This is a genomic window from Oculatella sp. LEGE 06141 (genome assembly GCF_015207605.1).
Lineage (GTDB): Bacteria > Cyanobacteriota > Cyanobacteriia > Elainellales > Elainellaceae > Oculatella.
The window spans coordinates 1-12,874 of record NZ_JADEWO010000104.1 but is presented as its reverse complement, the minus strand read 5'-3'; the positions used below and the strand labels follow the sequence as shown (position 1 = coordinate 12,874).

The 12,874-nt window shown below is 49.2% G+C and carries 12 protein-coding genes; 1 reads left to right on the top strand and 11 read right to left on the bottom strand.

The window, feature by feature from the left end; genetic code table 11:
- Positions 1 to 87 precede the first annotated feature (87 nt).
- Positions 88 to 2,394 (top strand): ATP-binding protein, encoded by a 2,307-nt coding sequence (locus IQ268_RS31020; protein WP_193887171.1) that lies wholly within the window; start codon positions 88 to 90, stop codon positions 2,392 to 2,394.
- Positions 2,395 to 2,546: 152 nt separating this feature from the next.
- Here the strand turns inward: IQ268_RS31020 and IQ268_RS31015 are convergent, their stop codons facing one another.
- From IQ268_RS31015 to IQ268_RS30965, 11 genes are all read right to left on the bottom strand, one after another.
- Entirely contained in the window at positions 2,547 to 3,038 is a 492-nt protein-coding gene (locus tag IQ268_RS31015) for a DUF411 domain-containing protein (protein WP_193887169.1), read from the bottom strand.
- Between the two features lie 49 nt (positions 3,039 to 3,087).
- Positions 3,088 to 5,145, bottom strand: a complete 2,058-nt coding sequence (locus IQ268_RS31010) for a thioredoxin domain-containing protein (protein ID WP_193887167.1) — start codon at positions 5,143 to 5,145, stop codon at positions 3,088 to 3,090.
- Positions 5,146 to 5,250: 105 nt separating this feature from the next.
- Positions 5,251 to 5,613 carry a nitrile hydratase accessory protein gene (locus IQ268_RS31005; RefSeq protein WP_193887165.1) on the bottom strand — a complete coding sequence of 121 codons (363 nt, stop codon included), beginning with the start codon at positions 5,611 to 5,613 and terminating at the stop codon, positions 5,251 to 5,253.
- A gap of 15 nt (positions 5,614 to 5,628) precedes the next feature.
- Positions 5,629 to 6,258, bottom strand: coding sequence for a nitrile hydratase subunit alpha (nthA, locus tag IQ268_RS31000; protein WP_193887163.1), 630 nt, complete (start codon positions 6,256 to 6,258; stop codon positions 5,629 to 5,631).
- Between the two features lie 71 nt (positions 6,259 to 6,329).
- The gene (gene nthB / locus IQ268_RS30995; protein WP_193887160.1) at positions 6,330 to 7,076 is read right to left on the bottom strand and encodes a nitrile hydratase subunit beta; all 747 of its coding nucleotides are present in this window, start codon (positions 7,074 to 7,076) and stop codon (positions 6,330 to 6,332) included.
- A 23-nt stretch (positions 7,077 to 7,099) separates the two neighbouring features.
- Positions 7,100 to 8,050: a GTP-binding protein gene (locus IQ268_RS30990; protein ID WP_193887173.1), complete on the bottom strand. Its 951-nt coding sequence runs from the start codon at positions 8,048 to 8,050 to the stop codon at positions 7,100 to 7,102.
- Positions 8,051 to 8,088: 38 nt separating this feature from the next.
- Positions 8,089 to 8,997: a formylglycine-generating enzyme family protein gene (locus tag IQ268_RS30985; protein WP_193887158.1), complete on the bottom strand. Its 909-nt coding sequence runs from the start codon at positions 8,995 to 8,997 to the stop codon at positions 8,089 to 8,091.
- A 338-nt stretch (positions 8,998 to 9,335) separates the two neighbouring features.
- Entirely contained in the window at positions 9,336 to 10,346 is a 1,011-nt protein-coding gene (locus IQ268_RS30980; RefSeq protein WP_193887156.1) for an alpha/beta fold hydrolase, read from the bottom strand.
- A gap of 54 nt (positions 10,347 to 10,400) precedes the next feature.
- Entirely contained in the window at positions 10,401 to 11,255 is an 855-nt protein-coding gene (locus tag IQ268_RS30975) for an energy-coupling factor ABC transporter ATP-binding protein (RefSeq protein ID WP_193887154.1), read from the bottom strand.
- Complete coding sequence (cbiQ, locus tag IQ268_RS30970; RefSeq protein WP_193887152.1) at positions 11,239 to 12,045, bottom strand: cobalt ECF transporter T component CbiQ; 807 nt, start codon at positions 12,043 to 12,045, stop codon at positions 11,239 to 11,241. Before cbiQ ends, IQ268_RS30975 begins: the two co-directional genes overlap by 17 nt.
- Positions 12,046 to 12,052: 7 nt before the next feature.
- Positions 12,053 to 12,466, bottom strand: coding sequence for a DUF1636 domain-containing protein (locus IQ268_RS30965; RefSeq protein ID WP_193887150.1), 414 nt, complete (start codon positions 12,464 to 12,466; stop codon positions 12,053 to 12,055).
- Positions 12,467 to 12,874: the final 408 nt, after the last annotated feature.

Sequence of the window (12,874 nt, the reverse complement as noted above, 5' to 3'; positions counted from 1 at the left end):
GCGTGGAATCCCTATATTTGGAACATGACTCAAATCTTGAAGCTAGGGAATACTGAACTAGATTTGCTATAAAGCGTACGTAAGTTTGTGAAAAGCATCCCTCAGCTCTGGTTAACCCTCAGTCTCCGCTTTCGCTTAAGCTTGACGTTTGGTGGGGTGACATTTCTGCTTGCTCTCGTTTTAGGCGAAGTGACTGGCAGAATGGTTCAGTATCGCATCGAACAGTATGTGGGCAACAATCTGTCAGAGTTGGCTTACGCGGCAACAGACAAGCTAGACCGAAGCCTGTTTGAACGCTATCGTGAAGTTCAAATTATTGCAGGATTGGAGCCATTTCGCAATCCGCAACGTCCCGACAGCGAGCGGAAAGCACTGCTAGAGACATTACAAAGCACTTATCCGCACTACTCCTGGATTGGGTTTACAGATGCTCAAGGGGTGGTACAACTGAGCACTGAAGACCTTCTACACGGCGAAAGCGTCGCCGAGCGCCCCTGGTTTATTCAGGGGCAACGTGCCCCAATGGTGGGTGATGTTCATGAAGCTAAGTTATTGGCTACCTTGTTACCCCCCGACCCAACCGGAGAGCCTTTGCGCTTCGTTGATGTGGCGGCTCCGGTGATCGATGCCAGAAATTTGCGTGGTGTGCTTGGGGCACATTTAAGCTGGCAGTGGGCGGAAGAGGAAGTGGAAGCCTCGTTACTACGAACCGCACCCGACCACAAAGAGCTGTTTATTATTGCTCAGGATGGCAAAGTACTGCTAGGCCCCAAGTCCTGGATAGGCCAAACATTAGAAATGAGTGGCAGCAAGTTTGTTAAACCCGGTCAGAGCGGTTATCGCATTGAACAGTGGGCTGATGGTGAAACTTATCTAGTTGGCATGATGAGAAGTGCTGGCTACCGAGATTACCCTGGGTTGGGCTGGACTATCTTAATTCGCCAAAAAGCCGAAGATGCATTTGTTCCAGCCCTGGAATTACATCGACAAATTTTAATTGGGGGTGCCCTGCTGGGGATCTTCTTTGCCCTCCTCAGTTGGCTGCTGGCAGAGCGAATTACCCAACCCATGCTCCAGCTTGCAACGGCGGCTGACCAGATCCGACAGGGTAATACTGCCATTACCCTGCCGATTCTGTCGGGTCAAGATGAGATCGCCAGGTTCTCCCAAACCTTTCATCATTTAGTGACGGCTCTGGTGGCTCGCGAGCATGAATTGAGTGTGGCAAACGAACGTCTGGAAGCACAACTGCTCATGCAGAACCACATGGCAGAGTCTTTGCGCCGTAGCGAGGAGCAATTTCGGCAAATCGCGGAGAATATCCGAGATGTGTTCTGGGTGTACTCCCTGAGTCGTCAGAAATGGATGTATGTTAGCCCTGCTTATGAAGAGATTTGGGGTCAGCCCTGTGAGAGCCTGTACGCCCATCCGGATGCGTGGCTGCAATGTGTTCATCCAGACGACCAGCCCCGGATTAGTGCAGTAACAGAGCAACGGCTGCAAGGAACCTTTGATCAGCAGTATCGCATTGTTCGCGGCGATGGCGATTTACGCTGGGTGAGAGATCGAGCGTTTCCGGTGTATAACCCAGAAGGGCAGCTCTACCGCATTGTAGGTTTGGTTCAAGACATCACAAAGCATAAACAGGCTGAAGAAGCGCGGCAGCAATTACAACAGGAACGAGAAGTTAGTGAGTTAAAATCTCATTTTATTTCGATCGCCTCGCATGAGTTTCGGACACCTCTAACCGTAATTAAGACATCTGCCAGTTTATTAGAGAACTTTGATAAACAGTTAACCGAGAGTAAGCGACAACAGTACTTCGATCGCATCAAGGCTGCCATCAAGCATCTGACGCAGATCCTCGACGAGATTTTGTTAATTGGTAAAGCGGAAGCAGGTCGGTTAGAATTCCATCCAGAATCGGTTAATTTGATTCAATTCTGTAGTGATTTAATGGAGGAGATGAAGCTTAGTACCAGCACTCAACACCAGTTTGTCTTCCGCCACAGGGGAATTTATACCGATGCCTGTGTTGATACAAATTTGCTTAGAACGGCTTTAACCAATTTGTTATCCAACGCCATTAAGTATTCACCAGCCGAAGGGGAAATACAACTTAATCTCATTTGTAGTCAGGTGGATGTTGCTATGTTTCAGGTGCGAGATTCAGGCATTGGCATCCCAGAATCGGAACAGGCTAAGTTGTTTGAGTCGTTCTATCGATGCAGCAATACGGGTAAAATTCCAGGTACAGGGCTGGGGCTCAGCATTGTCAAGGAAGTCGTTGAGTTTCACGGTGGGCAGGTGACGCTCTCAAGCCAGGCAGGACAGGGAAGCACCTTTACGGTTTCGGTTCCCTCATCATCCTGTTATCAGAATGTTTCTACATAGAGACAAAAGACATGCCTCGCTTAGATGACAAAGCCTCATGGTGTTTGAGAGGACGGTTAAAAAGCGAATGATTCCTGTAACAGGCGTGCAGTAGACTTTTCAACGATCTTTGGGCAAGACTGCGTTGAGGCTGGGTTGATACCAGGTTAATCCTAAAAGGAATACTGGTTGAAAACGTCTGTGTGTCCCTGCTGATCAAAGGAAAAGACCGTGAATGAATCTCGGCTGTCTCCAGACTCCATACCGGGGGTACCTACTGGCATACCTGGAACAGCGATCCCAACGACATCCGGCTGTTCTGCTAGCAAGCGCTTGATATCATCAACGGGTACATGACCTTCAATGACATATCCATCAATGATGGCAGTATGACAGGATGTCATCTCGTCTGGTACGCCATATTGCTGTTTGAGGTTGTCCATATCTGAGGTAGGAACATTGCTGGCCTGGAATCCCTGGGATGCCAAATGATCGATCCATCCGCCACAGCAACTACAGGATGGATCTCGATAGACCGTAATTGCAGCGTCTGCTGCTGCGCTGGTGGTTGGGGTTAACAGGGTAATGGTGGCGATCGCAACAAGACAGATGACCCAACGCTGAATACGTTGACGAACCTGAGAACTGAATATATTGAAATTCATAGTGCTTCACCCCATCTGGACTAAACGGCAGGCTCTACTGTAGAACCGTCTAGCCTCGCATCATACTTTGACAAACCTGTTCTTGCAATTGCTCCCAGCTACAGGCAGGAGATTGACAGCTTAACCCCTGGCACACTAAACCCACAACATTGTTAGATCGATCTGAGTGGCTGTGAAGAACGATAGTTGGAAGATACCGCAGGCTTAAACTAGCGATCGCCTCCCCGCTTGTCTGAACCAGGGTTTGATTGCGAAACCAGTCTAGGGCTGTAAACAAACTGGGACATCGGTGGGGAGTATTGATCATCACGCTGCTAAAGGCGCGTAGGGCTTGCTCGGCTCGATCGAGATAGGGCATCTCCTTCGTGAGCAGGAAGAGACGAACGAGATTGGCGATCGCTACACCATTGGCTGAAGGCAAGGAACCGTCGTCGTAGCTGCGTTCTCGCATCACTAAATGATCGCTTGCATCCGTGTTGTAATAGCCACCTGAATCGGTACTCCAGAGAAATTCGTCAAATTCTTGCTGAACGCCAACGGCTTGAGAGAGCCAGGATTGAGGGGATGGGGAGGATGGAGAAATAGAGAGGGTGGCTTGTTCAAGATCAATGAGAGCCTTGATCAACAGGGCGTAATCTTCTGATTGGGCAATAATGTTGGGCTGTTCACCGTAGTTAATTCGGTGGAGACGTTCATCGATCCACTGATGATCCAAAATAAATTGAGCGGCGATCGCGGCGATGTCCAAATACTCCCGATTTTGAAACACCACAGCGGCTCTTGCCAGTCCTGAAATCATCAGGCTATTCCAGGCCACGATCAGCTTGGTATCGGTCACAGGGGGAATGCGCCCTGTCCAGGGATGAGTTTTGGCCTCCTGGCTGGTGCGGGCAGGGGAAACAGGAGCGATCGCATCTGGAGCAGAACCGTAGCGGATGGTGAAGAGTTTTGTGAATGCGGCTTCTAGCTGATCACACGCCCCAGACTGATACCGCTGTAAAACATTTTTGCCTTCAAAGTTGCCGGAGGGGGTAACGGTACAGTGTTCTGTTAGCGCTTGCAGCTCGTCTACAGTGAGATGTTGCGCTAATTCGGCATAGCTCCAGACATAAAACGCGCCTTCTTCGGGTGCAACAGCGTCAGGCGTGATAAAACTGTCTGCATCCTGTGCCGCGTAAAAGTAGCCTTGAGGAGCGGTCATCTCACGCTTTAGCCAATTTACGGTTTGGGCGATCGCCCGTTCCAGAGCCACATCTTTTGTCCCAGTACTCCATAAATCGGCCAGATATTCCAGAATCTGCCCATTGTCGTAGAGCATTTTCTCGAAGTGAGACACTGTCCAGGTGGGGTCAACGGTGTAGCGATGAAATCCGCCCCCGATGTGATCAAAAATGCCGCCCAGAAACAAGTCTAGCCCTCGCTGCTCGCAGATTCCGGCTACGCCATAGGCAGTGCGCGGCGAGTCAAATCGTGCGGCTCGCAGGGCGGCAGTGGCGTAGGGAATCATTGGGAAACTGGGACCCGTGCCCTTAGAAATCAGCAGTTCGGCGTTGTGGATCAACCCTCGCTGCAACAGGTCGGCTGATAGCTCGTCGGTGGTTGGTATGATGGTCTGCTGGAGCCGACTAACAATGTCACCTTTGATTGAAGAAACTTTGTCTGCATCTGTATCGTAAACATGGCGAATCTGATGCAGTACGTCTAAAAAACCAGGTCTGCCATATTTAGGTTCTAGCGGAAAATAGGTTCCGGCGTAAAACGGAATGCGATCGTCTGGGGAGAGAAACAGGTTGAGCGGCCAGCCCTTTGAGCCAGTCATCACCTGCAATGTCTGCATGTAAATGCTGTCGAGGTCGGGGCGCTCTTCTCGATCGACCTTAATCGGCAAAAAGTGAGCATTCATGTAAGCGGCGATCGCTTCATCTGAAAATGCCTCTCCTTCCATCACCGTGCACCAATGACAGCTAGAGTAGCCGATCGACAAAAAGATCGGTAAATTCTCTTGTTTTGCCTTTTCTAACGCTGCATCACACCATGTCCACCAGTCGATTGGATTTGCAGCGTGCTTCCGCAGGTAAAGGCTTTGGGATTGGGCAAGACGATTCATCGGTTTTTCAGCAGCCCCAGGCACATTCAACTTTTTTCAAAAAATAGGCAGAGGCGAACCCGATGGATGACCGCCTCATGGTTTTAGATAACCTCAGAGATAACCTCAGACATCCGGGCTGTTGCCTTTACAGGTCAAAAGCGGCTCTATTTGCGCCTCAAGTTCTGCTTTACTGATGACCCCAACGGCGATCGCCAGTTTCTCTAGCGCTGCCATCCAGCACTGATAATAATCCCACTCAGGATCATCCAGGGCATGGGTTGCTTCCCATTCGTGAATGGTAGCAATCAACATCTGGCGAAACTCTTCCCATTCGTAATGTCCCTGCTTAGAGAGGGCGATCGCTACCGCAAAAGCCGTTTTTTCCCAGTCTCGCTCAAACGACAGATGCCCATTCTTGCGGGGAGGGGCATTGCCAGGAGTGTCCATCAAACTGGTCGCCGCAAAATGCTCAAACTTGGTGAACATCGATCGATCGTCCTGCTAACGGTTGACGGTAACTGTGGCAACGCCCATCATTGCCTCTGGCGTGAGCAATGATGCCAATTGCGCTTCACTCATGCCCTCTGTGCCAGCGGGTCGCATGGGTAGCACCCACCAGCGAATTTGGGCACTGCTATCCCAAACCCGTACCTCGACCGTATCATCTAACTCAACCCCAAATTCTTTCAGGACGACGCGGGGTTCTCTAACAACCCGTGCCCGGAAGGTGGGATCTTTGAACCAGTACGGCGGCAGTCCCAGCGTTGGCCAGGGATAGCAGGAGCAGAGCGTACAAACAATGATGTTATGCACCTCTGGTGTGTTCTCCACAATTCGCATGTGTTCACCTTCTGCTCCAGACATGCCCTCTGGAAAGTCCATTTCGGCACAGGCGGCATTGCAATCAGCAATTAACCGTTCCTTAAACGCCGGATCGACCCAGGCTCGTGCGACTAGCTTAGCCCCGTTAAAGGGACCCATCTCGGTTTCAAAATAGCTGAGAATTTTATTAACGGTGTTCCCGGTAATCACGCCTTTTTCGATTAGCAGCGATTCCAGAGCTTTCACCTTTGCCGCGCTGTAAATCTCGCGATCGGCACCATATTTGAATCCGTCATATCCACTCGGCATCCTGTTTCACCTTCAATAGTTCACTTTCGAGCGTGCTGCATCTTTAGAGTGTTGTCGATTAAATCTACGATCTAAGCAGCTTCCAAATACACTTCAAAGATGTCGTTGTAGTACAACGAGTTTGGTTCAACCAAGGCTGAAGCCCAAATGTCCTCTGGTTTCCATGCCAGACTGTAAACTGGCATTGGAGTCCCAATCCCATCCTCGGTGGGGAAGAAATAGGTGAAGGCTCCCTCATACACCTGCACCACTGTGGCGATCGTATTCCGCAACTGACCCGGTAGACGGGTGTGATCAACGGGGAAGGTGTTCTTAACCCTGACCGTATCCCCCACGCTGAACTTAGGAGTACCGGTGTAAGAACGTTTGGGAGAATCCCCTTCTCGTAAATATCGCTCAACCTGGGTATCGATCGCTGGATTGCCTCCAGATGGCAGCGGTGCCCCTGCCTTGGCGCTGTCTTCCAAAAACTCAGCCGTGCGCGTATCTAGTTCTTCCTGGGTGATATACCCTTCTTCCACAAAAAAGCCTGAAATTCCTCCTAACCACTTTTCGTAGTACCGCAACCGGAAGTATTCAAAGGGGTTCATGGCTTCAGCCCCCATTCTCAAATGCCCCCATGTCCAAAATGATTTAAATGCCGTTGGCACCTGCTCAATGGGATAAGGGGGAGTGGATGTATTGAGATGATTGCTTAACGCCATCATGGCAGTATGAATTCCAAAGATGCGTTCTTCCCAGGGTTCAACAAACACCTGTTTTTCATAGTTGATTGGGGCCAGTCCTTCTATACCCCCAAGGTTGTGCTGTATTTTCATGAGATCTCCCTTTTACCTAGGTTTTACGCAAAACACGCCTGAAAACCTGACCGCAGAACCGCTTCATCTAAGTTTCTGCCAATAAATACCAGTTCATTACGACGAGGTTCATTGGGCTTCCAGGGCTTGCCAGGTCTGCCATCTAGCGTCATGTGAACGCCTTGAAAGACGAAGCGGCGGTCTTCATCCACATCCACAATGCCCTTCATGCGGAAAATGTCTGTTCCTTGAACTTGAACCAGTTGATACAGCCAGCGGTTTAGTTTGTCACTATCGACGCTGCCCGATTCCAGGATCGCCACCGAGTAAATGGATTCGTCGTGAATATGGGCATCTTCGTCCAGAAATTGTGGATCGATGGTGAGGGCATTTTTTAGATCAAAGGTCTGTAAGTCCAGAACTGCATCCAAGTTCAGTTCACAGTTTTGGGTGGTATAAATTTTTGCAATCGCATTTATACCCTGAACTTTTAGTTCTAGCGATCGCAGCAGGTCTGGCAACACCAGATCTGTTTTATTGAGCAGTACCACATCGGCAAAAGCGATCTGCTCTTGCACTTCGCTACTGTCCCAATGTTCCCACACATGTTTAGCATCCACAACGGTTACCACTGCATCTAACTGAGTATTTCGCAGCAGCACCTCATCCACAAAGAACGATTGAATGACGGGAGCCGGATCGGCTAATCCAGTGGTTTCAATAACGATGTAATCAAAGCGATCGCGTCGCTCAATTAAATCATTGATCATCCGAATCAGATCACCACGTACTGTACAACAAATACAGCCATTATTCATTTCAACAATATCTTCATCGGCACTGACTACAAGCTGATGATCAATGCCTACCGCTCCAAACTCATTCACAATGACAGCAATGCATTTATTGTGGTTTTCCGTGAGGATTCGGTTGAGGAGGGTAGTTTTACCAGCTCCCAAATATCCGGTTAAAACCGTAACTGGAATCTTCTGCATCAATGCCACAGATTTAACTCCCTAAATACTCTCATTCCTTAAGCAATCTCTGCACAACTAACCCGAAATCCAATGATTCGATTTAATGAGGTTGCAGCATATCCCGATCGACTGGCCGAGCGCATATTGGCAGGTTTGTCTAGCCAGCTTCCACCCCGAATCGAGCGAATTTGAGCGTTGCCAGCATAGCGATCGCTACACCATTCCCAAACGTTTCCATGCATGTCATACAGACCAAAGGCATTGGGTGAAAAACTGCCCACGGGTACCGTTGTTTGCCGATACAGACCCTTGGCCTCTGTTTGATAGGGGTAGGTGCCCACATAGTTTGCCAGACTGCTGGTGATGGTTTCACCTGTATGAAATGGAGTCTGAGTCCCTGCCCGACAGGCATATTCCCATTGCGCCTCACTGGGTAATTGATATCTGCGCCCGGTATGGTTAGATAGGCGATCGCAAAACTCGACGGCCTCCAGCCAGGAGATACTTTCAACCGGATGGTTTACCCCATTGAAATGGGAGGGGGCTGGCTCAAGGTCACGTCTTACCTTCGGCAAGCGAGATACTGACGCCCATTGGGACTGGGTAATTGGATACTTACTCATGAAGAAAGGCTGAACTGTGATCGATCGCTGAGGATAGTCCTGAGCCTTACGGTCACGTTCACTCCGTGTTGTTCCCATCTTGAAATGACCGGGAGCGATCGCTACCATATCCAAATTTACTTGCTCATCAAGGCTCTCTGGAAAGAACTTTGCTTGATGCCACTGAGATGCTTTCAGTTGTCCCTTAGAGTCAACAGTAGGGACTTGAAAATCGAATAGTTTCAGCTCCAGACCATTGCTAGTCAATTGTGTTGACGGTAAAGCCAGTACTTGCGTCCTGGCACCTGCGACTAATCCAACACTACCCCATCCAGCATATTGAAAGAACTTACGTCGCTTCATCACTCACCCACTTCCTACTAAAATGATGCGAAAAAACCGACTCTTTTGCAAAGATTTATAGATCATCAAACTCTAGAAATACCCAGATATCGTTCTAGAACTACAAGAATGCAGTCAATATTCAAGTAGCTTTGAAATAAGCAACTTCAGGTAAGATATTGTGCCTCAACCTAATCTGTAGTTCAAATCAAATTAGTGCTAGAAAACAACCTTTAACCGAAATAGTTGTTAGACGCGATCGGATATGTTGCTACGGCTGTTTTTTATACCGAAAAAGATATTACTTACAAACGATCGACGCAATTGTATAGCTCGACACCATTCAATCCATGGGTACCCTAACTAGCCAGCAGGGTTTTGAGATGGTCATCAATGAACTGGGTATCTACTGGATTGGCACCACCGCCCGCAAAGTGACCCCAAACGGATTTGATTACCCGGAGTTCGGCATTTGGCATGAACTTCACTTCATACTCGTTGTCTTCGGGCGGAAAATAGAGATCCATTTCAGCGGGCATGACGATCGCCTTTGCTTTGATGGCACCGAGCGCTTTTTCAAAGTTGCCGTCAAAGCCGGGAGTATTCCCAATATTACCGTTTTGCCAGGTCCACAGCATGGTTAGTAGATTGTTGGCATCTTTCTTGAGAAAAAAGCCTTCCCAAAACTCTACAAGGAAATCTTCTAGCGATGAGTAGCCCTGTTGCAGGTAAACTTTCTCGCGGTAGTAGGCTTGAGACAGTCCCCAACCCGCATAGACTCTTCCCACTGCCCGTAATCCAGTTGTGGGCGGTTCGTCATACCAACCGCCTTTCCAAGCCACATCCGCTTGCAGCGCCGCTTTTACACCTTCCAGGAAAACAATGTTGTGCAAGCTCGTTTTAGCCGAGCCGCAAAAAGGCAGGATTCGCTCAACCATGTCTGGATAGCTAACGGCCCATTGGTAAGTTTGTCCTGCACCCATTGACCAGCCGACCACCAGCGCAATTTTCTCGATATCAAAGATTTCAGTCACTAAAGAATGTTGAGCGCGAACATTATCGTAGAAGGTGACATTGGGAAATCGGGCTTTGTTGTACGGCTGTGGCGTGTTGCTTGGCGAAGACGATAGGCCATTGCCGAGCATGTTGGGAATGATGATGAAATAGTTCTGCGGGTCTAGCGCCATGCCATCCCCAATCAACCATTCATTATCATAATGTTGGCCAGAGTACCAGGTTGGATAAACAATTACATTGCTTTTATCGGCGTTGAGAGTACCGTAGGTTTTGTAGGCCAGTTTGGCATTTCGAAGCGTTGCCCCCGACTGAAGCGTAAAGTCGCCCAACTCAAAAATTTTGTAGTCAGTCATTTGAAACTACTCCTTGTTGATCAATGGTTGATTGATGAGGCGATTTAGAGTGCTTTAGCTATACCGAAACACATCTAATATTCGATTCCGCAACTGTTCTGGAATGCTGTGTGTGACCTGATATTCTGCTTGTTCCGAATTTTTGGATAGTGCTTCGGCAACTTGATCAAGCACATCAAAGACCAGAGGTACTCCTAACTGAAGGCTCTCCAAAAGCGATCGTTGAGCAAATACATCTTGAGGCGTTCCTTCTAGAACTAATGTGCCGTGATCCAGAATAAAAATCCAGTCTGCCCAACAGTATGCCAGGTCTAGATCGTGAGTTGCCATCACAATTGTGGTTCCCATTTCGTGAATCTGCCGCAATTTGGTCATTAAGTCGCGGGTGTGGCGTTGGTCGAGATAGGCGGTTGGCTCATCTAACAGTAAGAGTTCGGGCTGGAGAACCATAACATCTGCCAGCGAAACCCGCTTTTTCTGTCCCAGACTCAAGTGATGAACTGGACAAGCCGCTAGCTCAGATAAGTTAAACGTTGTGATGGCTTTTTCCACTCTCTGGTTAACTTCTGGCTCCGGCAATCCCAGGTTGCACAGTCCATAGGAAATATCTTCTTCTACGGTTGAAGCAACCAACTGCTGCTCTGGGTCTTGAAACACCAGTCCCACCTTTTGCCGCAAATCCATCAGGGAATGGCGATCGTAACGCATGGGTGAGCCTTGCCAGTGGACGGCACCGCCCTGGGGCTTATAGAGACCGTTTGCCAGAAGAAACAGCGTTGTTTTGCCGCAGCCATTGTGCCCCAGCAGCGCACAACGTTTGCCCCTGGGAATGCGTAGCGTTAAGCTTTGGAGGGCAGGCTGGGGACTGGTGGGATAGGTGTAATTGACTTTCTCAAATTCCAACAACATAGTGCCATCCTGTGAGCATCACTAGCAGAGTGCAGCCAAACAGCGCCTCAAAGCTGTAGCGCCTGGACGGTTGGTATTGACGAGAGTGACAGACGCGAAAATCTCCGGTAAACCCGCGAGAGTTGAGAGTGAGTGATATCTGACGATAGTTTTTTAAGGTGCGCTGGAGCAATTGTCCAATCAGCAGCCCTAAACTCTTCATCCAGAGTTTGCGGGTGCGGTAGCCGCCACGAGATTGTTGAGCTGTCCACAATTGGTTTGCGGTTTGCAACAGGACAAAGATGAAGCGATACATCATCATCATCAGTTCAATGAGCAACGCAGGGCAGCCAATGCGACGAAGCACGCTCAAAATCTCAGTAAAGGGAACCGTCAGGATCACAAAGTAAAGGCAGGCCGTTGAAGCGATCGCCCGTGCCCCCAATTCCCCAGCCTGTTGCACTCCCCGATAGCTCAGATAAACATAATAGTTTCCCCAGGTGAACCCTTGCCAAACATCTGCTTGCACCGACGACAGGTGAGACAGATCGATGCCATTCACAATCAATGCAGGCAAACTGGTGAGCCAGAAGGCAATGGTAATCGAGAGCAGCCGCAGATAAACTGATGCTGGAATGCCCGCATAGACCATCGTCCAAATACTAATCCAGCCTGCGATCGCAAGTTGTACTGGAACCTGAGCGGCATAGGTGATGAGTAAAAGGGCGATCGCAAACAGCAGCTTATGTTCGGGTGGCAATTGTCGCAATCGACTACCGTATGCCAGGGTATCAATTTGGAGAGAAGACATCGGCTGTCTATGCTCCTGCGAAGGTGGAACGACTCTCTGGCAGGGGCGGAATCTTAGCCAACACGTTCTTCTTCAGCAGTTCAGGGCACTTGATGTAAGAGAGCGTGCCGTCCGGTTTGGTGTGATATTGGTTTGCCCCCATCATTACAGCGGCAGCAGTTGACTCTAAATGATCTTCATCCACCGGCAAGTTACCGAACAAATAGGTGTGTTTACCAGAGGCACTGAGAGCGATCGCACAATTTTGTTCGCACGCTCCTAAACACTCCGTTGGTTGAATCGTGAATGCTTCTAGAGATGCACTTTCCTGGAGAGCTTGTAACTGCCTGAGAAGACGCTCACCACCACTGGTGCGAATAGCTTGCTTGGTTCGATGGGCACTTTCACAGCTTGTACAAACGAACATAACGTGTTGATGCATTGCTCAATCCTGTGACGGTGTGACGGGCGATTATGAAATGGGTATGAGGTAAGGAGTTATTGACCTGGTGTTGATTGATGGTGTGGAGCCGAGCCTTAGGGAAGTTTTTCCCCCAAACCCCCTCATGGAGGGACAGCCCTTTTTCCAAAAACCCCCTCCGAACAGGCTCTAGTAGCCTAAGGCGGGAGTGAGCATACTATTCCTGCTCCGTCATTGGTCATTTGTTCAGATTAACCAATAGTATTGGGATTCCTGCCTGAGCCTACTAGTGACGTGATATCCATCGCTTCGCATTGCTGAGTTGGAGAAAATTGAGACGAAACGTTAACTGTCCCTTGCCACTTAACCGATGCGAAGCGCGCTTTGAGACCAACCAAGCCATCCCTTGCGGAGGGGGTGGGGGGGACG

Excerpts from the sequence above, each read along its gene's own strand:
- IQ268_RS31015 (WP_193887169.1), bottom strand. The coding sequence starts at position 3,038 with ATGAATTTCAATATATTCAGTTCTCAGGTTCGTCAACGTATTCAGCGT.
- IQ268_RS31010 (WP_193887167.1), bottom strand. The coding sequence starts at position 5,145 with ATGAATCGTCTTGCCCAATCCCAAAGCCTTTACCTGCGGAAGCACGCT.
- IQ268_RS31005 (WP_193887165.1), bottom strand. The coding sequence starts at position 5,613 with ATGTTCACCAAGTTTGAGCATTTTGCGGCGACCAGTTTGATGGACACT.
- nthA (WP_193887163.1), bottom strand. The coding sequence starts at position 6,258 with ATGCCGAGTGGATATGACGGATTCAAATATGGTGCCGATCGCGAGATT.
- nthB (WP_193887160.1), bottom strand. The coding sequence starts at position 7,076 with ATGAAAATACAGCACAACCTTGGGGGTATAGAAGGACTGGCCCCAATC.
- IQ268_RS30990 (WP_193887173.1), bottom strand. The coding sequence starts at position 8,050 with ATGCAGAAGATTCCAGTTACGGTTTTAACCGGATATTTGGGAGCTGGT.
- IQ268_RS30985 (WP_193887158.1), bottom strand. The coding sequence starts at position 8,997 with ATGAAGCGACGTAAGTTCTTTCAATATGCTGGATGGGGTAGTGTTGGA.
- IQ268_RS30980 (WP_193887156.1), bottom strand. The coding sequence starts at position 10,346 with ATGACTGACTACAAAATTTTTGAGTTGGGCGACTTTACGCTTCAGTCG.
- IQ268_RS30975 (WP_193887154.1), bottom strand. The coding sequence starts at position 11,255 with ATGTTGTTGGAATTTGAGAAAGTCAATTACACCTATCCCACCAGTCCC.
- cbiQ (WP_193887152.1), bottom strand. The coding sequence starts at position 12,045 with ATGTCTTCTCTCCAAATTGATACCCTGGCATACGGTAGTCGATTGCGA.
- IQ268_RS30965 (WP_193887150.1), bottom strand. The coding sequence starts at position 12,466 with ATGCATCAACACGTTATGTTCGTTTGTACAAGCTGTGAAAGTGCCCAT.